Source organism: Microbispora sp. CA-102843 (assembly GCF_050936215.1).
GTDB lineage: Bacteria > Actinomycetota > Actinomycetes > Streptosporangiales > Streptosporangiaceae > Microbispora.
This window is the reverse complement of sequence record NZ_JBNJNF010000001.1, coordinates 5835608-5862207: the sequence shown is the minus strand read 5'-3', so window position 1 is coordinate 5862207 and position 26600 is coordinate 5835608. Positions and strand designations below refer to the sequence as shown.

The following is a 26600-nucleotide window of genomic DNA, read 5'->3' as shown; positions in this document are numbered from 1 at the left end:
TAAAGCACGGCCTGAACGACCAAGGAGATACGACGTCAGCGAGCAACCACCCCGATTTTCAGGCCCGAACGGCCTCCTCCACCAGGGGGAGATTGGAGACTAAAGCGGGTGCCGCAGGTTCGAATCCTGCCCGGGGGCACCTATTCCATCTCGTGATTCGCCGTCTGCCTGCGCATGCTGACAGAAGCAGGCGAAGACATTTCATGATTATCGTGCTGCGTACCGCTGTGTAGGACCACCTGCCTGGACGCCTGGCATTAGTGGAGCAACTTGGTCTTAGCAATACGGGAGCTGGGCCCACTGTTCCGGACCTTCAAGCCCGTCACGGTCGCGCCAGCCGCGCCGACGCTTCCACCGAGGCTGCCCCGCCGCGCATAGCCCGTCCTCCCGCCGGATGCCGACCCGGGCCGCCACGAAGCCAGTGGTCACAACGCGGTCAGCACTAGGGCGGTGATCAGAGGCAGCGGGCCTACGGCGGTATAGCAGCACCCAGTAACAGCGATGGGCGTGATCACGCCTCGCTGGCAAGCCCGGTGGTGGTTGCTGAGCATCTATGGGCGTATATGCGGAGAGTGAAGCCGGGGTCGCGTAGCCAAGGCACTCGGCGAGATCCTCGATCGAGACTGCGCCGGCCATCATGACGCTTGGGTAGTAGTGCCGGAACTGGTGAAGCCTTCCCTTCCGATCCCCAGGCGCCGAGACGAGCTACCAAAGGCACAGGACGGTGGACGAGGAAGGGTGCCCGCCACCCCGCAAAGGAAAAGTTCGAACTCTGTTGCGAAACCTTTGGATCCTGCCGCTATGATCTGCGGAAGGCAGCCAGCGCCTGCCCGCTCCAGCTGGATCGACGCCCACGCCGTCCCGGCACGTTGGACAAGGATCTCCGATTCGCGCTATCCAGTCGTGCCGTTGTTCGGCGTAGTGCGTGGGGCTCGCCGCGGAGAGCACTCGCATGACTGAGAACAATGCCCGCAAGAAGGCGATCCGCGCCCGTATGAAAGCGACGAGCGAGAAGTACAATGTGGCCAAGCGCCGCTTGGCAACGGATCGGGCGTCGAGATCGGAAATTGGCGCCGATGCAGCCGCATCCGCTGACTGGCCGCAGGAGCCTATACCGCTCGATCCTGGACAGGGAACGCAGGCAGATAAACTGCGGATGCTCCAGCAGATGCGCATCTTCTGGAACGAGATCAGCCGTGGGCGGCGCAACCAGGTCATGGCGGAGCTACAGGTGGCACGCGCCCGCCAGGCAGAAGTGAATGCCTTCTGGGACCGGCACAAAGCCACGGTCAAGGAACGGTGGGCCAAGAGGACAGGAGGCCGCGGCGAGACCACTGTGGCGGACATTCCAGAGGTCGCCGCGCAGTGGCACCCCGGTAATCCCGGCCGTCCTGACACTGTTTCGGCCAGTACCCAGAAGCGGGGAACTAGCCCATATCTGTGGCGCTGCCCACTCGGGCTAGGGCACCCAGCCTGGCCTGCATGGCCTAAGGATCGGATCCAAGCCGGCACACGTTGTCCGGCCTGCCAGCAGTTGATCAAGCTCGCAGACATCCCAACACTGGCGGAGCAGTACCGCGGGCCGATCCCCGTAAAAGAAATCACTTACGCCTCGCACGACAAGGTGCCCTGGGTGTGCCGGACTTGGGCAGTCGAACCCCTGACGGGACGCTGGTACAAGGTCGACCACCATTACGAAGCGGTGATCAAAGAACGAGCGCTGCAAGGAGACGGCTGCCGAGTCTGTGCCGGATATGTGATCGATGACACGAACTCGCTTGTGACGTGGTTCGAAGAGATTTCCGATCAACTGGACGATCCCAACATAGATCCGCATAAGCTGCCGACCAGCAAGCACAGTGCCTCTCGCAGCGACCTGGTCGAAAGGGAAGGTGGTGACGTTTACGCCACTCTCCCTTGGCGGTGTCGGCATGGCCACCAATGGAACGCAACCATCCTGAATCGGGTCCAGGGTGGAAACTGTCCGAAATGTTCAAGATCGGGGATATCCAAAGAGCAGGTGCGCCTCGTCGCCGAACTTTCGGGCCTCATGGAGCTTGTGCCGCCTGTACCGCCGGATCCGCGCCTGTCGGAGGGTGTGCCTGACTTCGCCTCCCACCAGATCAAGATCCCCCTGCGGTTCAAGCCAGCGCACTGGCGCTATAAGGCGGTAGAGGTCGACGCCGTTTTCCGTCTCAAGCACAGCGGCATGAGGATCGGGATTGAATACGACGGCTCCTATCATCACTCCTCCAAACTGCGGGACCGTCAAGCGCGCGAGATCGAGAAGAGTGACGTCTTGGTCCAGGCTGGAATTTTGGACCTCGTTGTCCATGTCCGTGTGGGTGATCTACAACCTCTAGAGGCACCTCACGCCTTGAGCGTCTCGGTACCTGAGCAGTCAACTCCCTACGAGCAGGCATGCGCTGTGGCTACCGCTCTCGAAGCCCGGTTTCCTGGAGCTATCCCAGGCCTCGGCGATTACCTCGCCGGTGGACGAGCACAGCGGCAGGATCATGCGGATGCATACATCCTTGCGACCTGGGGGGAACTCCGCCCGCCAAGGCCTAAGCGGGAGCGCGCCACACCCCGGCCTCGTAGGCTCAAGTCAACCGAACCGCATCGGGACAGCTTGCTGGTCCCCAAGGGTGATCCCTACCGTAACCCTTCACGACCTGATCAGATTATTCGTGACTACCGCTGCCAATGCGGCCGGACGACCACTGCTGTCCAGTCCCAGGTAACGTCTGGAAACACGCGGAGCTGCGGTTGCCTGCAGGACCAGGCTAAGCGACAGCCGCGGCCCGTCATCTCTCGAACCGACACCTCGGCCGCTCGTGAATGGGCTCGCAGCCTAGGAATCGCAATCGGTAGCAGCGGGCGCGTACCCGACAGGGTAACCGCCTCCTACTGGCTGCACGGGGCAGGGCATCTTCAGTTGCTTGGGCCAGATCTCCTCCTACAGGAGAAGCTTGTTCGAGAATGGGCACACGCAACCAGCCGGCCGCTGGGAGCCCGTGGCAGAGTTCCGGGGGAGTTGTGGATCGACTACGTCCGTGACTACTTGAAACGACAATCGCCGAACGAGTAATACCTAGGCTGAGCTGAGAGGGTCCCGTTGGGCCTGAGGTTCCGTGCCACCGATTCCACAGCGTACACAAAACGCGAGGTCGAGTCTGTTGCTTTCACGTCGGGCGATGCGCACTGCTGCTACCAGGCGAGGTCTCGCGTAGGTGGTATGCGGCTTCAGGTCCTTTGGATCTGGTGCATAGGGTCCAGGCCCATGGGCGCCGGATCGCAGGGGCAGGGTAGCGGAATCGCGATCTTGTTCCGTCGGTGTTCCGTCAGAGGCCGTAAGGCAGTGAAAACCTGTGGCAAGTGTCCGAAGGCGTACGGCCAGTTCAAGGGCTAGATCGGCGAGTGGGTCCAGGCGGGTGAGGAGCACGACGGAGAACACCCAGATCTACGAGGGCACCAACCAGATCCAGCGCATGGTCATGGCCCGCCAGCTCCTCAAGTAGCCCCTGACATACAGAGACCCCGCCCTCCAGTAGCGGAGGGCGGGGTTCGCTGTGCGCAGGCAGAGCCTCTAACGATCACTGTTCCGTGTCTGTTCGGTGAGGGTGGCATGTCCACCAACTGGGTGTGACATCCTCGGTCGTGAACTCGAGCCTGCGTGAAGCGCGATCCTTGTCCGGTGCCGCGTTGCCGGCACTCTCGCCGGTTGGGAATTGAAGAACAGCGCAAGTCGCGGCCATCCCCCAGCGGCCGACCCTCCCGCGGTTGTGCCTCGCCGGGGTGCCGGAGCCATGACCGGAAGTCGTCGTATCCGTCGGATCTGACCGGTGCCCAATGGGCGTGGGAGGCCGTCGGTCGACTTTGCGGCGATGCTCATAACCGCAATTCAGACGGCCGGAGGACTGGAAACGGCCGCTCTCTTTGATGCGGCAAACCGCCGATCGCGCATTTCATCGGGCATATCTGAAGAAGATTCGCTACTCGCGGACACCTCTCATCAGTAAGGAGTGGCCGACTGTGGCCAGTCGGGAACTTGCCGTAAGCGGCCTATTTACATCTATTCGTCGACCAGTCACCATATGACCGTGGCCACACCCCCTCGCTGATCAGCGGCTGGCGCTGAAAAGGTCACCGAGGTTGTCAACGAATGCGATTTGATATCCGCTCGCGCCAAACGTGAGGAGAGGACGTCCCGGTTAAAGAAATCATAGAAATTCTGCACGGCCAGCGATCCCGAATTCGTTGTGGCATAACGCCGCACCAGAAGGAATGACACCGTGAGAATGACGCGAAGATTACGGGCCGCCGTGTGCGTGGTGGTGGCCGGCGCAATGCTGGTGGCCGGGGTAGGGACGGCGTCCGCCGCGCCCGGGGTCACCCCGGCGGACGTGACGCTGAACCTGGACCCCGGCGGATCGACGACGATCGCCAAGACCGTATCCACTCCGGCGATCCCCCCCAAGCCGGATATCACGTTCCTGATCGACACAACAGGGAGCATGGGCGGGGTCATCTCGAACGTGCGGACCAATGCGAACACCATCTTGTCCACCGTCGCTTCGGCGCAGCCGGACGCGCAGTTCGCGGTTGCCGAGTACAGGGACGTGTCGGCGGACGCGACGTCGTTCCGGGTGGCGCAGAACCTCACCGCCAACCAGACCGACGTCACCAACGGCCTCAACTCGCTGGTCGCGTCGGGCGGCGGCGACTTCCCCGAGGACGGCATCAACGGTCTGTTCCAGGTCGCGTCCGGGGCGATCGGCTTTCGGTCGAACAGCTCTCGGATCGTGTTGCTGATCGGGGACGCCCCCAGCCATGACCCCAGCAACGGCCATACGCTGGCCAATGCGATCAGCGCCCTGCAGGCAGCCGACATCACCGTGCTCGCGTTCGACCTGTCCGGGCTGGACTCGACCGGTCAAGCGACCGCGATCACCAACGCCACGGGTGGACGGCTGTTCTCCGGCCTCAACTCCTCAGAGGTCAGCGACACGATCCTGGCGGCCCTGCACAACCTGCCGGTCACGGTCACCCACCAGCTGCGCGACTGCGATCCGAACCTGTCGGTGTCCTTGACCCCAGGCAGTCGGGCGGCGACCAGCGGCGATGATGCCACCTTCACCGAGGCCGTCTCCGTCGGCGCCGGAGCCGCACCGGGAAGCACCGTTACCTGCAAGGTGGAGTTCCTGCTCAACGGCGTCCTGTCCCCAGGCTTCACTGAAACGATCACTGAACACGTCCCGAAGGCGACCCCGTCGATCACCACGACGCCATCGGGCCAGGTGCCCGCGGGCGGGAACGTCTCTGATACAGCGACCCTGTCCGGCGGGTTCCACCCGACGGGCACCGTCACGTTCCAGCTGTTCGGGCCTGGTGACACCGACTGTGCGACGCCCATCGCGACTCGTTCCGGGACGGTGTCGGGCAGCGGCACCGCCGCGTCCGGGAATATCGCCGCGGGCGGGGTGGGTACCTACCGGTGGGTGGCCTCCTACAGCGGCGATGACGCCAACAACCCGGTCACCTCGGCGTGCGGCGATGAAAAGGTCGTGGTCGTCAAGGCCACCCCGGGCATCGCCACCACCCCATCGGGGTCCAAGCCGGCCGGCGGCGTCGTGTCCGACACCGCCACCATCTCCGGCGGGTTCCACCCCACCGGTACCGTCACATTCCAGCTGTACGGCCCCGGCGACACCACCTGCGCGACGCCGATCGCCACCCGCACCGAGACGCTGTCCGGCAGCGGCACCGCGGCATCCGGCAACGTGACCATCGGCGCGGCCGGCACCTACCGGTGGACCGCCACCTACAGTGGCGACGCCAACAACAACTCCGTCACCTCACCGTGCAGCGACGAACAAGTCACCGTCACGCCGCAGCGGCTGACCGGACGGGCCTACGGCCTGACCGCAGACGCCGCCCTGGCCGGCATCCAACTGGTCAACATCGCACGCACCCCCGACACCGGCCCCATCTCCACCACTTCGACCGGTACCACCTCGGTGCCCTGCACCGCCACCCTCAGCGGTCTGATCAGCGCGCACGCCCTATGCGCTCAGGTCGCCACCACCGAATTCCCCGGCAAATCCGTGGCCACCGCCTCCATCGACGACACCACCATCGGGATCACCGGCATCCCGGTGATCGCCGTCAAGACCATCAAATCCAGCTCCACCACCACCTGCGCCGGCTCCACCGGAGCCACCACGATCGCCTCCCTCAAGGTCGGCAACACGGTGGTCATCGCAGAACCCACCAGTATCCAACCCAACACCACGGTCAACGTCGGCGTCGTCAAGCTCGTCCTCAACGAGCAGACCCCGTTCACCACTCCCGACAAGGGCCTGACCGTGAACGCCGTCCATGTCACCGTCGACGCCCTCGGCCTGGCCAAGACCAACGTCGTTCTGGCCTCCTCCGAAAGCGACATCGGCAACTGCCCATAACCCAACCCACCTGAACCAATCAACCCCAAGGCCGGGCGGAACACCGTAGCTCCGCCCGGCCTCGGCCGGGCTTCAGGCGCCCCCCGGGGTCGCTTCGCTCCGCACAGGCGGTCTCGCCACTGCCGGTCCCGCCGGCAGGGCCAAAGGCAGCGACTCAAACAGCGCCTTCAGCGGCGCGACACCCAGCCGCCGCGCCTGGGTCAAGGACCCGGGGCCGGGTCCGGGGGATGCTCTGGTTGAGGTCGTCTTTTCAGGCAGTCACGGGCCGACATGCGGAACGAGGCCACCAGTCTGCTGCGGTCCGCGGCCCGGGTCGCCACGATGACGTGGCCCGGTTCGACGCCGTGCAGCGGGATCGCGGTGAGGTCGGGTCGGGCGCCGCCGGTGTGCAGGGCGGCCGGGACGATGGCCACGGCCTGCCCGGCCGCTATGTATTCGAGCTTGTCCTCGATGGTCTCGACAGGGGGTCCGCCGGGCGCGGGGCGGCCTCCGGGTCGCGGGTCGATGCGCCAGTACGCGTCGAACTCGGGATCCGGGAAGCGGGGTATCGGCTCGCCGTCGATGTCGTCGAGGGTGACCGACTCCTTGTCGGCCAGCCGGTGCCCGACCGGCACGAGCAGCATCTTCGGCTCGTCGTAGAGGATCGTCACCTGCAGGCCGTCGGTTCGCAGCGGCAGCCGGGTGATCGCCGCGTCGACCCGACGGTCGAGCAGGGCCTCGCGCGGCTCGTTCCACTCCAGGTGCAGCGTGCGTACGTCGGCGTCGGGATGCTTGTGCCGCAAGTTCTGCACCGCCGGAGTGACGATCAGACCCGCGGTGTAGCCGACGGTGATCCGAGTGGGCTGCGCGGCGGCCCGGGCGACGGCGGCGGCCTGCTCGGCCGAACGTAACAAGGCGTGTGCGTGCGGGAGGAAGGCCTCTCCCGCTTCGGTGAGCCGCGTGCCTTGCCGTGTGCGGTCGAGAAGCCGCGCGCCTACCTGGGCCTCGAGCTTGCTGATCTGCCGGCTCAGCGACGGCTGCGCGATGCGCAGCTCGGCCGCGGCGCGGCCGTAATGCAGATGCGACGCGACGGTGGTGAAGTAGTGCACCAGCCGCAGGTCGAGGTCCGTCATGCCTGGATCGTATTACCTGTTCCGAAACAGGTCTTTGATCACGCAGGGTGTGCGTCCCTACCGTGAGATCCATGCCCACTGACAATGAGATCGCGGTCCGGCGCTTCTACGAGGCCCTCGCCACCGGTGACACAGCGTTGGTCGACGAGGCCCTCGCCGCCGATTGGGAGGCCGTCCCGGCCATGCGAACCGGGCCCGGTCCCGACGGATGGAAGAAGAGCATCGATCACCTTCGCGGCGTGTTCTCCGGCCTGACCGTCACGATCGAGCACGTCGTCGAGTCCGGCGACATGGTGGCCGTGCGTTCGGTCGGCCGCGGCCTACACGTCGGGGAGTTGCTCGGCGTCGAGGGGACGGGCCGCGAGGTCGAGTTCCGGGCGTCGGACTTCCACCAGGTGGCCGACGGCCGGATCGTGCGGACGTGGCACCTGGAGGACTACTTCGGGATCGCGCGCCAGCTCGGATTGCAGTTCACCCGTGGCGCTTGACGGTAAGACGGCGGTGGTGACCGGGGCGGCGCGGGGCATCGGGTACGCGTACTGCCGGCGGCTCGCCGCGGAAGGCGCGAACGTGGTCGCCGTCGACATCGAGGATCCGGCCGACGGCGTGAAGGAGCTGAAGGGCGGCGGCGACAAGCTGGGGCTGGTGTGCGACATCAGCGAGCCGTCGCAGGTCGACGCCGTGGTCGGCACGGTCCTCGACCGCTACGGGCGCTGCGACATCCTCGTCAACAACGCCGGTATCTTCCCGTTCACCGACCTCGACCACGTGACGATCGAGCTGTGGCGCAGGGTGCAGGCGGTCAACGTCGAGGCGATCCTGCTGTTCGCCCGGGCGTTCGCACCGGGGATGCGCGCCGCGGGGTGGGGGCGCATCGTCAACACCGGCTCGGGCATCACCGTGACGCAGAACCGCGACCTCGCGTACATGACCAGCAAGGGCACCGTGCACGCGCTGACCCGGGCGCTCGCCAACGAGCTCGGCGAGAGCGGCATCACGGTCAACGCGATCGCGCCCGGACTGGTGGCGACCGAGGGTTTCCTGGGCCGCACCCGGACGAACGGCCCGACCGCCGACGAGGTGCTCGCCCGGATGACGGCCATGCAGACCATCAAGCGCCAGTCGGCCCCGGCGGACCTCGGCAACGCCCTCGCCTTCCTCGTCTCGGACGACGCCGGCTTCATCACCGGCCAGATCCTGCACGTCGACGGCGGCGTGACGCGTACCGGAGCCTGACCATGCTCGACGCGACCGCTCGGGCGTTGACATGCCTACCCGGTCATCAATATGTTCCGATTGAAACAGCGTTCTAAATAGAGGAACAGGATGCGACCGGGATACCTCACGCTGCCCGCGGGGCAGGTGCATCTGCGCCAGGCCGGGAGCGGCTCGCCCGTATTACTGCTCCACGATGCTCCCGGCGGCGCTGCGGGCTGGGACCCGAAGCTGATCGAGACGATCGCGGGCAAGCGATGGGTCATCGCCCCGGACCTGATCGGTTTCGGCGGCACCACCGTGGCCGATAGCGCAGCGGGCGATCTCGACGCCCAGGCCGACATGCTGGCCGCGGCGTTGGCCCTGCTCGGCGTGCGCCGCACCCCGGTGGCGGCCGAGGGGGCAGGGGCCGCCGTGGCTGCCCGGCTTGCCGAGCGTCATCCCGGTCTGGTCCGCGGCATCTTGGTGCTGCACGTCCCGTACAGCGGCGCCGAACGCCCGCCTGCGCCGTCCCCGCCGGACGGCAGCGGCGGTCATGTGCTGCGGTTGTACGACGAGGTCCGGGACAGCATGATCTTCAGTCCCTGGTGGCGCCCGACGGCGCGCAACCGGCGCCGTCGGGGGTTGCCTTCCGCCGAGGTCCTCCACGCCCTTTTCCTCGACACGGACGCGCACGGCGACGCGCACCGGTGGCTGGCGTCGAGCGCGGCCGAGGTTTGGCCCGGCTTGGCGGGGTCCTCCGAGATGGTCGTCGCCGGGGACGACTGGGCCGCCGACATCCTGGCCATGCCCGAGGGGGACGTAGCCGCGGAGCCGGCGAGGAGCGAGCCCGGTGAACGCGGCTACGTCCAGGTGAGTACAGGCCTCGTCCACGTTCGCCGATTCGGCGAACGGTCCTCAGGCCGCCGTCCGGTGCTGATGTTGCATGCCAATCCCGGATCCGGGTCCGGCCTCGAGCCGTTGGCCAGGGCGCTGGGCGAGACCCGTCCGACCCTCGTCTGGGACACCCCCGGTCACGGCCGGTCGACTCCGCTGCCGGACGCCGTGAAGGACGCGCCGACCCTCGCCGGCACCTATGTGCCGCTGCTGGTGGAGATGCTCGACGCGCTGGGCATCGAGACCTGCGATGTGTACGGCACCCACACCGGCGCCGCGATGGCCGTCGAGCTGGCCATCGCCGCGCCGGGCCGGGTGGGCGCGCTCGTCCTCGACGGGATGCCGTTGTTCGACGACCAGCCCGAGCTGGTCGCCTCCGTCACGGAGAACTACTTCGTGGACCTGACCCCCGACACGCACGGCTCGCACCTGCGCCGCGCCTGGGGAGCCAGCGCGGACATGGCGTTGTGGTGGCCCTGGTTCAACCACACCCCGGAGGGCATCCGGGACGTGGACGCCTACCGGCCGGAGTTCCTGCACCGGGTCGTGCTCGACATGTTGCGCTCCGCGCCCCACTACCACCGCTACTACCGTGCCGCCTGGCAGTGGCCCTGCACGGAACGGCTGCCGCTGGTGAAGCGGCCCGCGCTGGTCGGCAGCACGCGCACCGATCCGCTGGCGCCGATGACCCCTGTGGCGCTGCGGCTGCTGCGGGAGGCCACCGAGACCACCTTCGCGCCCCTGGGCGCCCCCGGCTCGCCCGAGGCCAACGCGGTCATGCTGGCCCGCTACCTCGACGGCATCGGCTGAGATCACGGTGGAACGAACGAACCGCCCCCTCATCGGAGGAGGCGGTTCGTTCACGAACCTCTACGCCGGTCGATCTCCCGCGGCCAGGCGGCGGCCGAGCAGCCGGCCGAACGTGATGGCGGGCGTGACCAGCATTCCGGAGCAGAAGCTCTGTCCGCAGGTGGCCGCGGCGCCGATCACCTCGCCGACGGCGTACAGGTTGGGCAGCGAAGAACCGTCGGTCCGCCGTACGCGGAAGTCCGAGTCGATGTCGATTCCCGCGAACGTGACCAAGGAGATGGCGTGGTTGCGTACCGCGTAGAAGGGCGGCTTGAGGAGGGGCAGCGGCAGATGCGTGCGCCCGAAGTCGGGGTCGACGCCGGAGGCCACCGCCTCGTTGTAACGGGCGGCCGTCGCGGTCAGGCCAGCCGGGTCGATCCCGGCCTTCGCCGCCAGTTCCTCCAGTGTGCCGCCCGAGTGTATGCCGGTGCGGTGGTCGGCACGGGCGCGGAACTCCTCGGGTGTCCAGCCCACCACGAGCGGGCGGCCCGACCGCGTCGATTCGAGCATCGCGTCGTCGAACACGGTCCAGAAGGTCATGTCGTCGATGCGGGTGAGCGCGCGTTCCTTGTCGTCGATCGAGAGTTCGTCCTCCGCGACCCAGCGCCGGCCGTGCTTGTCGACGTATATCTCGACGGGCGGGCGTTCGGCCGCGACGAGGAGCTGACGGTCGGACCAGTTGGCCTTTCCCGGCGAGGTGGGATGGGGCAGGCCACCGAACGAGGGCAGGAACGAACCGGTTCCCGCCACGGCCGCGCCGAGCTCTCTCGCCAGGTGGATCCCGTCGCCGGTCGAGGTGGGATGAGCCGCCGACACGAGCGGCGCTCCCTCCAGTTCCAGGAACAGATCCGGGTCGGCGGCGAAGCCGCCGGTGGCCAGCACCACCTCGCGGGCGTGGACTTCCACGTCCCGGTCGCCTCGCAGGACGGCGACCCCGCCGACCCCGCCGTCGTCGCCGGGGATGAGCCCGATCACCGGGGAGTTCTTCCACACGTCCAGACGGCCCGTGGCGACCGCCTCATCCAGCAGGGTTTCGAACACCTCCAGGATCGACATCGCCTCGTCGACCCCGTAGTAGGTCCGGGCCGTGGTGTACGGCTCGTGCCCGTAGATGATCCGGGGTGTCTCGGACGCGAAGCGGAAGCCGCGGTCGTCCAGCCAGTCGACGGTCTCGGCGGCGTTCTCCACGACGATGCGGACCAGATCCTCGCGGGCGGTCCCGCCGCTGATCCGGTGGACGTCGGCGAGGTGCGCCTCGACGGAGTCGGCGATTCCCCGCTCGGCCTGTCGCCGCGTCCCCGCCGCCGCCATGTGGCCGCCCGAGATGTGCAGCGTGCCGCCGATCTGGTGGTCCTTCTCCACCAGGAGCACCTTCGCGCCCGCGAGGGCCGCCTCCGCCGCGCAGGGGATGCCGGCGGTGCCGGCGCCGACCACCACGAGGTCGTAGCTGAATTCCACTGGTGGATCTCCTGTAGTGCTTTCCGTTTTCGCTCTCATCGCTCCGCCGTGTCCTTCACCCGGCGGCCGGGCTGTACCACCGCTCGGGCTCGGCGCCGGGAACGCGGCGCTCCTCGATGAGCGTCAGCCGGGTCAGCCTGCCCGCCTCGAAGTGCTGCCACAGGCGTGTGCGGTAGTCCCCCTGCGGCATCGACATCTCGACGATCCGCTCCTGCGGGCGGTGGTTCCAGCCGAAGGTGAAGACGATGGCCTGGTCACCCGCACGGCTGGTCGTGCCCCACATCTCGGTGTCGACGAACTCGACGTGGTCGCCGTCCACGACGGCGCGGTAGTGCCGTACCGCGGGCTCCTCGCCCTCGCGGAGGTACACCACCTTCTCCGTCCAATCGGTCCCCTCCATGAGGCCCTCCTGCCGGCTGGCGAAGCGCTCCACCAGGGCGCCGGCGGCGTCGAGCACGGTGTAGGTGCCCTCCCACACTCCGGACATGTCGCGCAGGATGTCGGCGATGGTCATCGTTCCTCCGTCTGGCTGGAAGCGCCGTCGTAATACCAGGGCCTGGGACCGGCGGCGTCGCGCACCAGCAGGGCCCGCCGCCGCAGGAAGCGCCGTACGGAGGGCGGGCCCATGCGGGAGGCTCCGAGTCCGGACAGCTTGAAGGAGTTCTTCTCGACCGCGGGAACCATGCCGGTGAGGCAGGCGTCGTTGACGCTCACCGCTCCGACCTCGAGACGGTGGGCGATCGACAGCGCCTCGTCGGCCGTGCCCGCGAAGACGGCGGCGCTGAGCCCGAAGTCGGTGTCGTTGGCGAGCGCGACGGCCTCGTCCGCGCCGTCGAAGGCCATCACCGGGATGATCGGTCCGAAGGTCTCCTCGCACATCACCCGCATCGTGTGGTCGACCTCGGTCAGCACCGTCGGCCGCAGGTAGGTGCCGCCGCCGAGGATCTCGATCGAGCCGCCGGTCCTCACCCTGGCGCCCTTCGCGACGGCGTCGTCCAGGTGCTCGCGGATGGTCTCCGCCTGTGCGGCGGTGATGATCGGCCCGATCTGCCCGTCGGCGAGGTCCGGATAGGCCAGCCGTACGCGTTCCGCCTTGGCGACCAGCGTCTCCACGAACGCGCCGGCGACGAGCCGGTCCACGTATACGCGCTCGAGGGACATGCAGGAGTGCCCGGAGTTGATGGTCGAGCCCCACAGGATCGCGGAGGCGGCGCCGTCGACGTCCGCCGACGCCGTGACGATCGCCGGGTCCTTCCCGCCGAGTTCGAGGAACGCCGGGATGAAGCGGGCGGCCGCCGCGGCGGCGATGACGCGGCCGGTCTGGACGCTGCCGGTGAAGCAGACGGCGTCGGCCGCCTCGATCATCGCGGCCCCCGTGGAGCCGTCGCCCTCGACCACCGCGAAGACGCCGGACAGGTCAGGGATCTCCTCTACGCAGGCGCGCAGCGCGGGAATGAATCGCGGCGTCATCTCGCTCGGCTTGAGCAGCACCGCCGATCCCGCGAGCAGCGCAGGAACCGCATCGATCAGCGCGAGCTGGAACGGGAAGTTCCACGGTGAGATGACGGCGACCAGCGGGTAGGCCACCAGATCACCGGCGGCGTGGACCTCCGGATCGGGGGTGGGGGCGGGTGCGGCGGGGGCGAAGGTCTCCTCGGCGAACTGGCACGCCCGGTCGATGCCGCCGACGACGGCGTCCACCTCCAGCCCGGACACCCACCGTCGTCCGGTGTCGGCCTCCAGCCTGGAGACGATCTCGTCCCGCCGGCGGATGAGTGCCTCCTTGAACTCCCGCAGGACGGCGATCCGCCGCTCGACCGGCCGCGCGGCCCACTCCGCCTGGCCGGCTCGCAGCCGCTGTTCGGCGCGGCGTATCTCTCCGGCGTCCGCGGCCTCGATCGTGTAGTCCGCCACACCCGTGCGAGGGTTGCGGACAGAGATCTTCTTCGTCATCTCAACCGTTTCTCAGATCAGGCCGTCCGCGGACAGCCGGTCGATCACCTGGCGTTGCGCCGCCACGAAATGCCCGCGCGAGATCTCGCCCGGCCGCACGCTGTTCGGCGGGTAGAAGGAGGTGCCGGCGTAGCTGGGCGCGTAGAGCTCGAAGCGCTGCCGGGGGAGGAGGTTCATCATCTCCGGCGTCCTGCGCGCCCGGCGCAGCGCGGCCAGGTCGATCTCCGCGTTGGCGGCCATCGACTCGCCCTGACCGGCCTTGGCGATGACGATGCCCCTGTGGTCCACGATCTGGCTGCCGCCGTCGCCCGACTCCGCCGGCAGGCCGGTGCCGTACAACCCGGCCGTGTTGGCGGACACCACGTAGGCGCCGTTCTCGACCGCGCGGGCGAGCTTGGCGACGTTCTTCGGCGACAACAGCGCGCTGCAGACCTCCGAGGAGCTGTGCAGGAACACCTCGGCGCCCCGCATGGCGAGGCAGCGGGCGACCTCGGGGAAGAGGATCTCCTCCGACGCGATCGCCGCCAGCGTTCCGATCTCGGTCCTGGCGACGGGGAAGAGCGCGTCCTCGCCGTAGACCGACAGATAGTCGGCGAGGATGTCGTGCGGAGTCACGGCGAACATCGAGTTGAGCCGGCGGTATCGGAGGACGACGTCGCCGCGCGGGTCGAACACGACCGACGCCTGGAAGTAGACGCCGGGGAAGTGCTCGTCGAGCTCGTAGCCGTTGACGCACAGGAACACCTCGGCGTCTCGGCTGATCTCGGCCAGGCGCGCGTACTCCGGGCCGTCGGGCGCCAGGGCCGCCCGCTCGCACCACTCGGGGATCGGCTCCCCGATGGGGTGGCCGGTCAGGAGGTACTCGGGGAGCACCACGAGCCGCAGGTCCGGCCCGACGAAGCGTTTCGTCGCGACGACCTGTTCCCGGACCCGGTCGATGGCCGTACGGATCATGTCGCGGCTCGCCGGGGTGTCATCGGCCCGATTGACGGCGTGACACGCGGTCTGCAGCGCGACCGCGCGGAAGGCGGTCACCGCCCCTTCCGCACCATCTCGACTCACAGGGTCTCCGTTCCACACATCGAAACGCTGTTTCTGTCCCGACTATAGGGAAGGGCCGCCCGGATCCGAAAGGTCTGACGCTTCATTGACATGGAGAGGCTGTCCGGCTTAGCTTGAAACACTGTTCCGTTCTGCGGAACACTGGAACCGAAGGAACGGAGGCTGGTTTGTCGCTCGGAGCGGTCGTGGAGGCCGTCATCGCATGCCGGGACGTCGAGGCGTCGATCGCCTTCCATACCCGGGCGTTCGACCTCGACGTGATCGAACGCAACGACACGGAAGCGCTTCTGGGAGTGCGCGGCGTCGAGACCGGCAGGATACGGCTCGTGCCTGCTCCCGCGGACGCGGCCGAGGCCGCGGATCCGCGCGTCTGGGACATCGGCCCCAGGCTTCTCGGCATCTACTCGAGGAACCTCGCCCAGACGACGCAGAAGATCGACGAGGCCGGCGGCCGGTCGCTGCCGATCGCGACCTATCCCTACGGCTCCGGCACGCTGAGCGAATGCGTCGCGCTCGGCGCCGACGGCGTCTGGTGGACGATTCCGCAGGCGGGCGCCGCGCATCGGCCGAGCCCTGCGCTCGAGGGAGATCCGGACCGGCTGCACGGCGAACTGCACACGGCCGTCGTCGTGCCCGCCGACCACGAGCAGGCGCTGCGGTTCTTCGCCGACGGCGGCGGTCTGAGCGTCGCGTTCGACGGCGAGATGAACGGTGAGACGTTCGAGCGGATGACCGGCATGCCGGGCGGGGCGAGCCTGCGGCTTTCCTTCCTCGTCTCCGCCGGCCAGGCCCCCGCCCGTTTCGAGATCATGTCGTTCACCGGGGTCGACGCGGCGGACCTGTCGGATCGGCCGCTCGGGCTGCGCCGGGTGGTGTTCGAAGCGGACGACCCCGCCTCCACGGCGGCCAGGCTGGAGGCCCACGGCGGCGTACGCCTCGGGGAGCGCGTGGTGCGCGGGCCGGCGGGCCTGGAGGTGGAGCTGTGTGAGCCGCGCGGAGGCGCGCGGTGACCGCAGGGGATCTCGGACGTTTCGACGTCGTGGTCGTCGGGGCCGGGACCGGTGGATTGTGCGTCGCCATCGAGGCCGCCGCCGCTGGAGCGAGCGTGCTCGTCGTCGACAAGCTCACCGACGTCGGCGGCATGTTGCACATCGCCAACGGCGAGTTCAGCGGAGCGGGCACCCGGCGCCAGGCCGCCCGTGGCATCGACGACACCCCGGAACGCCACTTCGACGACGTGATGCGGCTGTCCCACGGCAAGGCCGATCGGGACCTCGTCTGGCAGACGGTGCGGGCGCAGGGCGACACGGTCGACTGGCTGGAGAGCGAGGGCTTCGACTTCGACCCCGCGACCCCGGGCCTCGTCCACGGGCACGAGGTCTACTCGGTGCCGCGCACCTACTGGGGCGTCGAATTCGGCAGGTCGGTGCTGCGGGTGCTGCGGCGGAGACTCGACGACGCCGTCCGGTCGGGCTCGGTGCGGTTGCTCCTCGGCACGCGGATCCGAAGCGCCGTGCTGGACGACGGCCGGGTGACCGGCGTTGCCGGGACCGGCTCAGACGGCCGTGAGGTGGTCGCGTACGGTGACGCCGTCGTGCTCGCCACCGGCGGGTACGACGCCAACCCGGCCCTGCGCAACGAGTTCCTCCCTCCCGGCTGTGAGGACGCGATCGTCGCCTGTCTCGACCACGCCACGGGTGACGGCCTGGCCATGGCTGTCGAGATAGGCGCCGACGTCAGCCGCGACGGGTTCTTCATTCCGGTGATGGGGTTGATCCCCGATCCCGGCCGCAGCGGGTTCGCGGTCGACTATCGGGAGGCGTTCCTGGAGTTCGCCCCGGCCTACCGGACCCCGTACGAGATCTGGGTCAACCGCGACGGCGGGCGTTTCGTCGCGGAGGACGGCACGAGCCCCGAGCACCGGGAGCGGGCGCTGCTGCGCCAGCCGGGGCTCGCCTTGCACGTCGTCTGGGATCGGGCGATCGCCGAGACCGCGGAACCGCTGATCCGCAACGGCGCGGGGGACTGGACGCGGGAGCGCATGCTCTCCGAGTGCGCGAGCGACCGGTGGATCGTCGCCGCGGACACCCTCAGGGAGCTCGCCGAACGGCTCGGCGTGGACGCCGCCGCGCTCACCGAAACCGTGGAGCGATACAACGCCGCGGTCCGCGCCGGGCACGATCCCGAGCATGGGCGGACGACCCTGCCCATGCCCATCGAGACACCTCCGTTCTACGGCATCACCTCGATCGCCGCCTCCCTGCTCAGCCGCGACGGCCTGCGGGTGAACGGCGATCTGGCCGTGCTGGACCGCGAAGGCGCTCCCATCCCCGGCCTCTTCGCCGTGGGAGAGGTGCTCGGCAACAACGTCTTCGCCGGTGACAACTACGTCGGCGGCATGAGCGTGACTCCGGCCATGACACTCGGCCGGCTGCTCGGCGCGCGGCTCGCGGCGGATCGGCCCGCCGCCGGCCAGGAGGTTCCGTGAGTGCCGGCTCCGGTTCCGCGCCGCTGGTGGAGAGCGTCACCTCGACGGTGATCGGAGTCACCGAGTTCGACGCCCATCTCGACCTGTTCTGCGGTGAGCTCGGGTTCGAGGTGTCCGGAGAGGGCGTGGTGGCGGCGGCCGACGCGGCAGGGCTGTGGGGGGACGGACTCGGCGACGTGGAGATCAGGCTGCTCACCGCGGCGGGTGCCGACACCGGCCGGATCCACCTGCTGAAGGTCGCCGAACCGGTCGCGGCCGCGGCGCACCCCCACACGCTGGATCTCGGCCTCGCCGGCATCGATCTCTACACCCGTGACATCCAGGCGACCCACGACCGCCTGCGGGCACGGGGCCACCCGTGGGGCAGCCGGCCGTCGACGTACGAGGTGCCGCTGGGGGAGAGGTCGATATCGGTCACGGAGGGCTTCTGCTTCGGGCCGGACGGGCTCGACATCGTCTTCGTCCAGCCGGGCGACGCGCGCGGCACGGTCGCCTGGAACACCGACCCCGCCCGGCACTACACGGAGCTCACCTCCGTGGTCTGTCACGTTCCGGACATCGAGGCGGAGCTGCGGTTCTGGGGTCCCGACGGGCTCGGCCTGTCGGTCTGGTACGACGTGACGTTCAGCTCGCCCGGCCTGGAGGCGATGGCCGACCTGCCCGCGGGCACCGCCGTACGGCTGGCGTTCGTCGCCGGAGCCGAGGGCGGGACGACCCGCATCGAGATCGTCGACATCGCCGGCGCTGCGCGCGGGGTCGACCGGCGCGCGTCGCAGCGGCCCGGCCGCGGCCTCGGGCACACGGGATGGTCGGTCCGTACGCGGGATGTCGGCGCGGCGGTGACCCGCGCCGTGCGCACCGGAGGGCGCGTGGTCTGTCATCCGTTCGAGACCACGACTCCGCTGCACGGAACCGCCCGGCTCGCCGTGGTCGACACGCCCAACGGAATCTCCGTGGAGCTCTGGCAGCCGCTGTGAGCCGGCTCATTGCGACTGGATTAAACATCAGACCAATTCATTGACATGGGGATGGCCGAATTCCTAGGCTCCCCGTAACGCTGTTCCGCTCAGCGGAACCTATCGACTCGGGGTCAAAAGAACAGGAGGTGGCACGTGCGCGGACCAGGTATTCGATGGGTGACGGCGGCGGCCGTCGGCGCACTGGTGCTCTCCGGGTGCGCGAGCAAGGAAGAGCGGGCCGCCGCGACGGGCGGAACGAGCGGCTCGGGCTGGACCGCGGGCGCCGACACCATCAAGATCGGGCTCATCAGTCCCATGACCGGCGCCTACTCGATCCTCGGAATCCTGCAGGAGAACTCGATCCGGGTGGAGATGGACCGGATCAACCAGGCGGGCGGCATCGGCGGAGCCAAGCTGGAACTGGTCGTGCGGGACTCCGCGCTCGACCCGGGCAAGGCGGTGCAGGCGACCAACGAGATGGTGGGCGACAGCCAGGTCAAGATGGTGGTGGGCCCCTCGCTCTCGGCGTTCTACAACGCCGCCAAGGGGATCTACGAGCAGAACCGCATGCTCAACTGCCAGCCCGGCGTCGGCACGGGTGACTTCGGCGCCCTCAAGTACGGCTTCCGCTCCCAGGACCCCAACGACATCGGGGTCGAGAAGATGACGCAGTATCTCCAGAGCACGGGCGTCAAGTCGGTCGGACTCGTGTACGAGGCCGACGACACCGGCAAGGCGATGGACGGGTACCTCAAGGAGTTCGCGCCCAAGTACGGGCTCACCTACCTGGGTTACCAGCAGACCCGCCCCGACGATCAGTCGCACCGGCCGTACATCGACAAGCTCAAGGACGCGGGGGCCATCATGGTCTCCAGCAACGCCAGCGGCGCGAAGACGATGGCGGCGGCCGACGAGGCAGGCTACAAGGGCCTGATGGTCGGCACGTCCGGGCTGCAGAACGTGTCCTTCCTCGACGCGGCGCAGGACCTCGCGATCGGCTCCGTCTTCGCGGCGGGCAACCTGCAGTTCAACATCCGCGACCGCGCCACGTGGAAGGCCGGCTACCGCGCCCACGTCGAGGCGATCGAGAAGCGTTTCGGGCTGGTCGAGGGGCCGAAGTCCGGCGCGAAGATGCCGAAGGGCACCGCCATCGCGGCCGACTGCGTCACCGCGTTCGCCGCCGCCGCCGAAAGCGCCAAGTCGCTGGATCCCGACAAGCTGGCGGAGGCGGTGGCGCAGCTCGACATCCCCGACACCCAGACCCCGTCCGGCAACGTGATCAAGCCGGCGGACCACGAGTTCTACCACGTCGGTGACATCCACATCTACCGCTGGGACAAGGACGCCGACGGCTGGTTCATCACCGATGTCACCCCGAAGTCCTGAGCAAGCCTGATCTTCGCCCCGAAAGGATCCCCCCATGGCCCTCACCACCGGTCGCAAACTGACCGCGCTGCTCGGCGCGGCCCTGCTGCTCACCGCCTGCGCGAGCAAGGAGGAACGCGCCGGAGGCACGCAGGTCTCCTCCGGCAGCGGCTGGAGCGCCGGTCGTCCGGTGGTGAAGGTCGGCCTCATCGGCCCCATGACCGGGCCGTTCGCCGTCGCGGGCATCTCGCTGGAGAACTCGCTGAAGGTTGAGATCGACCGGGTCAACGCCGAGGGCGGCGTCGGCGGCGCCAAGCTCGAGCTCGTGGTCCGCGACTCCGGCCTCGACCCGGCGAAGGCCGTGCAGGCCGCGAACGAGTTCGCCGGCGACGACGGCGTCGGGCTGGTGGTCGGGCCGGCGCTGTCGGCGTTCTACAACGCCGCCAAGGGCAGCTTCGAAAGCGGCAAGAAGGTCAACTGCCAGCCCATGGTCGCGACCGGCGACTTCAGCTCGCTGAAGTACGGGTTCCGCGCGCAGGACCCGGTCAGCCTCGACGTCGCGAAGATGATCGACCATCTCAAGGCGGAGGGGGTCACCTCGATCGGCGTGATCTACGAAGGGGACGACGCGGGCAAGGGCACGGCCGACGAGGTCAAGGCCCAGGCGGAGGCGGCGGGCCTGACGTGGAAGGGCTTCGAGGCGACCCGGCCCGACGACCAGTCGCACCGCGCGTACGTCGACAAGCTGAAGGACGCCGGGGCGATCTGGATCTCGAACTCGTCGAGCGGCGCCAAAACCATGGCCGCCGCGAGCGAGGCGGGCTACAAGGGGCTCCTCGTCGGCGGTTCGGGCGCGCGCAACATCTCCTTCGTCGAGGCGGCAGGTGACGCCGCGGACGGCGCGCTCTTCAGCGCCACGTACTACCCGTACCCGAGCCGCGACGCCCGGGACACCTGGAAGCCCGGATTCCGGCAGCACACCGAGGAGATCGAGAAGCGGTTCGGCAAGAACGTGGGCCCGAAGACCGGCGCCGAGTCGCCCAAGGCCGCCGAGATCGCCGCCGACTGCGTGCTCGCGTACGCGCGGGCGGCCGACCAGGCCCGCTCGCTCGACCCCGACGCCGTCGCCGGGGCGATCGACAAGCTCGAGATCTCGGACCAGGAGACACCGTCAGGCAACTCCATCTCCCCGGAGAAGCACGAGTTCTTCGGCATGGACGACATCCACATCTACCAGTGGAAGAAGGACGACAAGGGCTGGAGCACCGTCGAAGTCACCAAGTGACGTGCCTGCGCGCATGGAACGGCACTATGTGACGGTCGGCGACCGCCAGGTCCACTACGTGAGGGCGGGGCGGGGCGTGCCGGTCGTGCTCCTGCACGCCTCGCCCGGCGACCACAGGCCACTGCGCGAACTGGTCCGGAAGCTGGCGCCCTGGTTCAGCGTGTACGCGCTCGACACCCCCGGCCACGGCGGGTCCGACCGGCTCCCGGTCGCCGAGCCGGGCGTCGAAGACTACGGCACCGCGCTCGGGCAGACGCTGACCGCGCTCGGCCTGGACCGGGTTCACCTCTACGGCACGCACACCGGAGCGAAGATCGCGCTGGCGTTCGCCGTCGAGCACCCGGGACGGGTCGCGTCCCTCGTGCTCGACGGACTGGGGATCTCGACGCCCGGGGAACGGGCCGACCAGCTCGCGAACTACCTCCCGCCCGTGCTGCCGCGAGGGGACGGCGCCCACCTGGTCGCGGCATGGCACCAGGTGCGCAACATGTTCCTGTTCTGGCCCTGGTACCGGGAGGAGCCGGGGGCGCGGCTGTCCGCGGCGATGCCGGACCCCGAACAGTTGCACGACGTGACGGTGGGCCTGCTCGAAGCGGGGGAGGCCTACCCGCTGGCATACCGGGCGGCCTTCACCTGCGACCCCGTGCCGATGCTGGCGCGGCTCGCGGTGCCGACCCTCGTCCTGGCCTCGCCCGGCGACCCGCTGCACGCGCACCTCGCCCGGATTCCGGCCGTGGACGCCGCGATCCGCGTCGAGCATCTTCCACCCGGAGCCGGTCCGGCGCATGTGGCGGCCCGCCTGCGGGACCGGGCGGCGGGGTCCGCCGGGATGCGGGAGGCGCCGGAACCGCCCGGGCCGCTCCTCACGGACCGGCTGTCCCGTCGTTATGTCCGGACCCGGCTGGGGCAGAGCCTGATCAGATGGGCCGCGCCGCCGGCCGGTGCCAGGCCGCTGGTGGTCCTCCCGCCGGCCCCGGCTTCCGGGCACGCCGTGGAGGGACTGCTGGAACGGGCCGCCGCGAGCCGGCCCGCGGTCGCCGTCGACCTGCCGGGCACCGGCGACTCGGAGCTGAGCGGACCCCTCGACCCGGACGCGGGCGAGCTGGCCGGAGCCGTCGCCGACATCGTGGACGCGCTCGGCCTGGACACGGTCGACCTGTACGGCACGGGCGCTGGCGGTACGATCGCCGCCGTCGTGGCCCGGCGCCGTCCGGAGCGTGTCCACGCCCTGGCGCTGGCCGCGCTGCCCGATCCTGACAAGATTTCCGCCGATCTCGCGGCGGCACGCACTCCCGGCCTCACCCCGGACGACCACGGGATTCACCTGCTGCGGGCGTGGCATCTGATCCGCGACGGCGCGTTGCGTGCGGCCCAGGTATATGACGGACACGGCTACGACGGGCGGGCTCTGGGCGAGCCGCATCGCAGGGTCCTCGACATCGTCAAGGCCTGGCCCTCGTACGGCTCCGCCTTCCGTGCCGGGGTGCTCGCCGCCCTCGCGCCATGCCCCGCCGATCTCCGAACCCCGGTCGTGGCCGCGGATCCGATCTGGGACCCGTTCCTGGCCGCGACGGAGACCACCCCGCCGGCCTCCCGCCGCGATGGGCGGGGCGGCACGGACGAACTGCTCAGCGCTCTGGACGAGGTGGAAGGATGAGCCGGTACCGGTACGGAGTCATCGACTACGTCGGCGACGCCGTCGGCCTGCGCGGCCGGGAGGAGTGGACGCTCACCGTCGCCGAGGACGGCACCCGTACGCTTCGAGCCCACTGCCGCATGTGGGACAGCGGGATCGAACGCGACGTCGTTCACACGGTCTCGCCCGCGTTCCGCCCGATGCGGACCTTCATCGGCCATCGGATGGCCGGGGAGTTCCTCGGGGAGGGCTGGTTCGTCATGGGGGATGCCCTGCTGGAGTCGCACCTGCTGCTCCGCGAGGAGGGCCGCGTGTCACAACGGATCGATCTGGCCGCGCCGCCGCCCTTCTTCGTCCCGCACGCGGTCTGCTGCGACTCCTGGATCGTGCCCTCCTACGACCTCGCCGCCGGCGGACGGCAGGACCTGGTGGGCGGGTTCCGCTCCTCGCCCCGGCCCAACGGCGCCACAGGCCCGTACGCCGAGGAGATGACCGGCATCGCCGCGGCGCTCGTCGGCGAGGAGACGGTGACCGTCCCCGCCGGGACCTTCCCTACATGGCACTTCCTGCTGACCAGCGACGGCGGCGCGGAGGAGCACCTGTGGACGACCCGCGACGGCGACTGGCTGATGGTGCGGCTGCGCTCCGACCGGCTCTCCTCGACCTATCACCTCGCCGAGCTGCGCGAGGAGTGATGACCGCCGGCGACCGTGCCGGGAGCACGACCCGGTTCAGGCCGGGGGGAGCTGGCCCAGATCGAGGCGGGTGACCACGGCGGCGCCGTCGAGCGCGACCAGGTTCCGCACCAGCTCTCCGACCACGGAGGCGTCCAGCCGGTTGGGGTTGAACCGGCTGGACAGCTCGCTCTTCACCATGGCCGCGATCACGAGGTCCGTCACTTTCACCAGGAGGCCGGCTGTTTCCTGGCACAACGTGTCGGACAGGCCGAGCAGACCGAACTTCGACGCGGAGTACGCCGCCCCGGTGGGGTAGCCGCGCAGGCCCGCGCCGGAGTTCACGTTGATGATGTGGCCGCGTTTGCCCGCGACCGGTTCCTGCCGGACCATCTGCCGCACCGCGGCGCGGGCGCAGAGGAACGCGCCGGTGAGGTTCGCGCCCAGGGTCTCCCGCCACGCCTCGTCCGTCAGCTCCAGGATCTCGCCCTTGCGGAACACTCCGGCGTTGTTGACCAATACGTCGAGCCTGCCGTACTCGTCGGCGATGTGGGCGACCACGGCGTCGACCTGCTCCGTCACCGTGACGTCGAGCGGCACGCCGGTCGCGGTGCCTCCGGTGGCGCGGATCCCCTCGGCGACCTCGGACACCCGGTCCGCGCGCCGCCCAGCGCACACCACGGCGTACCCCGCCGCCGCCAGGGACTCGGCGACCGCTCGCCCGATGCCGCTTCCGGCGCCGGTCACCAGTGCGGTACCCGTGATCACCGGCACTGGTAGAACTCCAGGATTTCGCCGTCCAGACCGAAGAAGGTTTGTACGAGGGCGGGGCCGTACGGCGGCAGGTCCACCTCGACGGGGGCGCACACCGGCTCGGCTCCAAGCCCCTCGACCAGGTCCGCGGTGGCCTTCAGGTCATCGGTCTCCAGCGAGACCGAGAGGATCCCGAGGTTGGGCGGAACGGCGCGGTCCCGCTGCTGCCTACCGGGGAACCCGACATATTGCGCGAGCTCTACCCGCCCGTTGAGCGTGCCGCCGGGAACGTACAGGTTGATGTTGTGCAGCCCGGTTCCCCGCGGCAGGCGGAAGAAGGACTCCATGTTCTCGATCAGCTTGTCGTACAGCTCGACGAAACCGAGCGCCTTGTAGAAGGACGCGGACGCGCGGGCGTCGCTCACGTGCATCGCGACGGTCTGCAGCTCGCTCGGCCGCCCGTCGTAGTCGGCCAGGGCCGAGCCCTCGCCGGGTTCGAGTTCGAACACGTCGAGGACGATCCCGTCGGGGTCGTAGGACAACGAGTCCCACGCCGACAGGTCCGGCGTCACCGTCCAGTGAGTCGGCTCCGATTTGGAACGGCCGCCCGCCGCGCGCAGCCGTTCGATCGCCGAGCGGATGTCGGGCACCCGGATGTTGAGCGCGTAATGGCCGTAGTCCTGCGGTCGTGAGTAGTCGCCCCAGTACGGCTCACCTGTGATGCCGCACTGTTCGGCGTCGAATCGGGCGGCGTCGAATTGGGCGGCGTTGAATTGGGCGGCGTTGAATTGGGCGGCGTTGAATTGGACAAGGCGCAGCAGTCCGGTGACGGCGCCCGCCGGACCCATGACGACTGCCCGGCCGGTGAGGCCGCTCGGCATCTGCCAGGCGAGCTCCGCCTCCCGGCCGCCGATCGCTCCCTCACCGAGAGACACGTAGTCGAATGTGTCCGCGTAGAAGGCGCAGGACCGCTCCAGGTCCGCGACGGCCACCGTCGTCACCCGTAGCTCGCTGATCAAGGCATGCTTCCCTTCGTATCATGTTCCACGATGTGGACGCGCTCACCCTCGACTCCGAACACCATGAACGACCGGCGGTCGCCCAGCGGGCCCGCACCGGTCACCCGCACCGGTCCGGCGCGGTGGCCGCCCGCGAGCACGGCCGCATGGGCCGCGTCCACGTCGGCGCAGGCATAGGTGACCATCACGGTGCCGCCGGGAAGCAGCCCGTCACCGCTCGGCGGGTCGATCGCCGCGCGGGGATGGCCCTGTAGCTCGATCGCGCCCCGTCCGGTGCCCTCGCGGCCGCTTTTCAACAGGCTCATCCGCACCCGGGTGCCCGGCTCGATGCCCCACGCCTCGTGTACGGGCCCGGAGGTGAACTCCTCGCTCATCAGAGGCGGCATGGCCAGGGTCCGCGCATACAGCCGATGGGCTTCGGCGTATGCGTCGGTGCGCAGGTGGACCTCGAACACCGGTCCGGTGCCGGACTCGGCCCAGGGGAAGCGCCGCCCGGCCGGCTGGGTGATCCCGGTCGTGAGAACGAGGTGAGTTCCCCATGGCATACGCCACACGGTGGACCGGTGGACGTTGCTCCCCATCGAGGACAGGTCCGCGGTGAAGGGGCGGACGACGGGCACGGCGCCGGGCCATTCGGCCAGCCGGGCGGCGGCCGCGTCGACGTCCTCGACCACCAGCTCCACGGAATCCCAGCCCCGCGGCAGCGTGTGCCGGACCGGCCGGGCAGTCCCTGCCACCAGGCACACCATCCCATAGGGGAATCCGGGGGGACCGAGCAGCGCCCAGCGACGATCGGTCACCGAGGGCCGGACGTTCCAGAACGCCTCGAACTCCTCGTTCAGCAGGCCGGTTCCCCGAAGCTGGAGGCCGAGCAACCGCTGGAAGCGCTCGGCCGCGTCGTCGAGTCCGGGGACCTCGATCCAGACGCAGGCCAGTTCCTCCAGCAGCACGGGGCCTGGAGGGGGCAGGTCGCCGGTCACGAGAGCGGGCCGGCGCCTTCGGGCCACCAGTCGCCGGCGCCGTACGGATCCTCCAGGGGCTGGGATCCGTGCTCGTGGACGATGCGCCAGCGTCCCTCCTCATGGCGGACCAGCCAGGTCATCCGCATGCGCAGCCGCCCGGCCTTGCCGTCGCCCATGATGTCGTAGTCGATGACGCCGACGACCTGGGCCAGGGTGTCGCTCTCCCAGGTGAAGGGGCCCTCGACCCAGCGGAACCCGTCGATGCGGATCGGCGCCTTGAAATACGCCTCCCATCCCGCCTTGATCCGGTCGCCGCCGTGGGTGGTCCAGCGCGGCCCCTCGACGAACACGTACGCGTCGTCGGCGGGGGAGAAGGTCTCCAGCACGCCGTCCAAGCGCCGTTCGATGACGGCGGTGAGCATCGCCTCCGCGGTGCCGAGCGGTGTGGTCATGCGCTTGCCTTTCCGAAT

At 69.1% G+C, this 26600-nt stretch carries 21 protein-coding genes; 12 read left to right on the top strand and 9 right to left on the bottom strand.

Going from position 1 to position 26600, the window contains the following annotated elements; translation table 11 throughout:
* Positions 1-952 precede the first annotated feature (952 nt).
* Both ACQEVJ_RS27190 and ACQEVJ_RS27185 read left to right on the top strand, forming a co-directional pair.
* The gene (locus ACQEVJ_RS27190) at positions 953-3091 is read left to right on the top strand and encodes a zinc-ribbon domain-containing protein (RefSeq protein WP_433105764.1); all 2139 of its coding nucleotides are present in this window, start codon (positions 953-955) and stop codon (positions 3089-3091) included.
* A gap of 1210 nt (positions 3092-4301) precedes the next feature.
* The gene (locus tag ACQEVJ_RS27185) at positions 4302-6464 is read left to right on the top strand and encodes a choice-of-anchor P family protein (RefSeq protein ID WP_433113002.1); all 2163 of its coding nucleotides are present in this window, start codon (positions 4302-4304) and stop codon (positions 6462-6464) included.
* 200 nt (positions 6465-6664) lie between these two features.
* On the opposite strand, the gene ACQEVJ_RS27180 is transcribed toward ACQEVJ_RS27185, so the two are convergent.
* Positions 6665-7576: a LysR family transcriptional regulator gene (locus tag ACQEVJ_RS27180; protein WP_433105762.1), complete on the bottom strand. Its 912-nt coding sequence runs from the start codon at positions 7574-7576 to the stop codon at positions 6665-6667.
* 71 nt (positions 7577-7647) lie between these two features.
* On the opposite strand from ACQEVJ_RS27180, the gene ACQEVJ_RS27175 reads away from it, so the two are divergent.
* The 3 genes from ACQEVJ_RS27175 to ACQEVJ_RS27165 all read left to right on the top strand — a co-directional run bounded on the left by ACQEVJ_RS27175 (position 7648) and on the right by ACQEVJ_RS27165 (position 10477).
* A complete protein-coding gene (locus ACQEVJ_RS27175; RefSeq protein ID WP_433105760.1) occupies positions 7648-8064 on the top strand; it encodes an ester cyclase in 417 nt (138 codons plus the stop codon).
* Entirely contained in the window at positions 8054-8812 is a 759-nt protein-coding gene (locus ACQEVJ_RS27170) for an SDR family NAD(P)-dependent oxidoreductase (RefSeq protein ID WP_433105758.1), read from the top strand. Before ACQEVJ_RS27175 ends, ACQEVJ_RS27170 begins: the two co-directional genes overlap by 11 nt.
* A gap of 90 nt (positions 8813-8902) precedes the next feature.
* Entirely contained in the window at positions 8903-10477 is a 1575-nt protein-coding gene (locus ACQEVJ_RS27165; RefSeq protein ID WP_433105756.1) for an alpha/beta hydrolase, read from the top strand.
* Positions 10478-10537: 60 nt separating this feature from the next.
* Here the strand turns inward: ACQEVJ_RS27165 and ACQEVJ_RS27160 are convergent, their stop codons facing one another.
* From ACQEVJ_RS27160 to ACQEVJ_RS27145, 4 genes are read right to left on the bottom strand one after another with little or no spacing between them, the layout of a single operon-like run.
* Positions 10538-11974 (bottom strand): FAD-dependent oxidoreductase, encoded by a 1437-nt coding sequence (locus ACQEVJ_RS27160; RefSeq protein WP_433105754.1) that lies wholly within the window; start codon positions 11972-11974, stop codon positions 10538-10540.
* A gap of 55 nt (positions 11975-12029) precedes the next feature.
* Positions 12030-12488 (bottom strand): DUF3598 family protein, encoded by a 459-nt coding sequence (locus tag ACQEVJ_RS27155; RefSeq protein WP_433105752.1) that lies wholly within the window; start codon positions 12486-12488, stop codon positions 12030-12032.
* Positions 12485-13927 carry an aldehyde dehydrogenase family protein gene (locus ACQEVJ_RS27150; protein ID WP_433105750.1) on the bottom strand — a complete coding sequence of 481 codons (1443 nt, stop codon included), beginning with the start codon at positions 13925-13927 and terminating at the stop codon, positions 12485-12487. The genes ACQEVJ_RS27155 and ACQEVJ_RS27150 overlap by 4 nt, the downstream gene beginning before the upstream one ends.
* Before the next feature lie 12 nt (positions 13928-13939).
* Positions 13940-14989, bottom strand: coding sequence for a nitrilase-related carbon-nitrogen hydrolase (locus ACQEVJ_RS27145; RefSeq protein ID WP_433105748.1), 1050 nt, complete (start codon positions 14987-14989; stop codon positions 13940-13942).
* A 167-nt stretch (positions 14990-15156) separates the two neighbouring features.
* Here ACQEVJ_RS27145 and ACQEVJ_RS27140 point away from each other — a divergent pair, with 167 nt between their 5' ends.
* From ACQEVJ_RS27140 to ACQEVJ_RS27110, 7 genes are all read left to right on the top strand, one after another.
* Positions 15157-15999 carry a VOC family protein gene (locus ACQEVJ_RS27140; RefSeq protein WP_433105746.1) on the top strand — a complete coding sequence of 281 codons (843 nt, stop codon included), beginning with the start codon at positions 15157-15159 and terminating at the stop codon, positions 15997-15999.
* Complete coding sequence (locus ACQEVJ_RS27135; RefSeq protein WP_433105744.1) at positions 15996-17477, top strand: FAD-dependent oxidoreductase; 1482 nt, start codon at positions 15996-15998, stop codon at positions 17475-17477. The genes ACQEVJ_RS27140 and ACQEVJ_RS27135 overlap by 4 nt, the downstream gene beginning before the upstream one ends.
* The gene (locus ACQEVJ_RS27130; RefSeq protein WP_433105742.1) at positions 17474-18454 is read left to right on the top strand and encodes a VOC family protein; all 981 of its coding nucleotides are present in this window, start codon (positions 17474-17476) and stop codon (positions 18452-18454) included. The genes ACQEVJ_RS27135 and ACQEVJ_RS27130 overlap by 4 nt, the downstream gene beginning before the upstream one ends.
* A 135-nt stretch (positions 18455-18589) precedes the next feature.
* Entirely contained in the window at positions 18590-19822 is a 1233-nt protein-coding gene (locus tag ACQEVJ_RS27125; protein WP_433105740.1) for an ABC transporter substrate-binding protein, read from the top strand.
* A gap of 34 nt (positions 19823-19856) precedes the next feature.
* The gene (locus tag ACQEVJ_RS27120; protein ID WP_433105738.1) at positions 19857-21086 is read left to right on the top strand and encodes an ABC transporter substrate-binding protein; all 1230 of its coding nucleotides are present in this window, start codon (positions 19857-19859) and stop codon (positions 21084-21086) included.
* Positions 21087-21099: 13 nt separating this feature from the next.
* On the top strand, positions 21100-22743 hold the full coding sequence (locus ACQEVJ_RS27115; RefSeq protein ID WP_433105736.1) for an alpha/beta fold hydrolase: 1644 nt from the start codon (positions 21100-21102) through the stop codon (positions 22741-22743).
* Entirely contained in the window at positions 22740-23417 is a 678-nt protein-coding gene (locus ACQEVJ_RS27110) for a hypothetical protein (protein WP_433105734.1), read from the top strand. Before ACQEVJ_RS27115 ends, ACQEVJ_RS27110 begins: the two co-directional genes overlap by 4 nt.
* 36 nt (positions 23418-23453) lie before the next feature.
* Here ACQEVJ_RS27110 and ACQEVJ_RS27105 read toward each other — a convergent pair whose 3' ends face one another.
* The 4 genes from ACQEVJ_RS27105 to ACQEVJ_RS27090 are packed head-to-tail and all read right to left on the bottom strand — an operon-like array spanning position 23454 to position 26582.
* Positions 23454-24164, bottom strand: a complete 711-nt coding sequence (locus ACQEVJ_RS27105) for an SDR family oxidoreductase (RefSeq protein ID WP_433105732.1) — start codon at positions 24162-24164, stop codon at positions 23454-23456.
* Positions 24161-25168 (bottom strand): VOC family protein, encoded by a 1008-nt coding sequence (locus ACQEVJ_RS27100; RefSeq protein WP_433105730.1) that lies wholly within the window; start codon positions 25166-25168, stop codon positions 24161-24163. Before ACQEVJ_RS27100 ends, ACQEVJ_RS27105 begins: the two co-directional genes overlap by 4 nt.
* Positions 25165-26175, bottom strand: a complete 1011-nt coding sequence (locus tag ACQEVJ_RS27095; RefSeq protein WP_433105728.1) for a hypothetical protein — start codon at positions 26173-26175, stop codon at positions 25165-25167. Before ACQEVJ_RS27095 ends, ACQEVJ_RS27100 begins: the two co-directional genes overlap by 4 nt.
* A complete protein-coding gene (locus ACQEVJ_RS27090; RefSeq protein WP_433105726.1) occupies positions 26145-26582 on the bottom strand; it encodes a YybH family protein in 438 nt (145 codons plus the stop codon). Before ACQEVJ_RS27090 ends, ACQEVJ_RS27095 begins: the two co-directional genes overlap by 31 nt.
* Positions 26583-26600 lie beyond the last annotated feature (18 nt).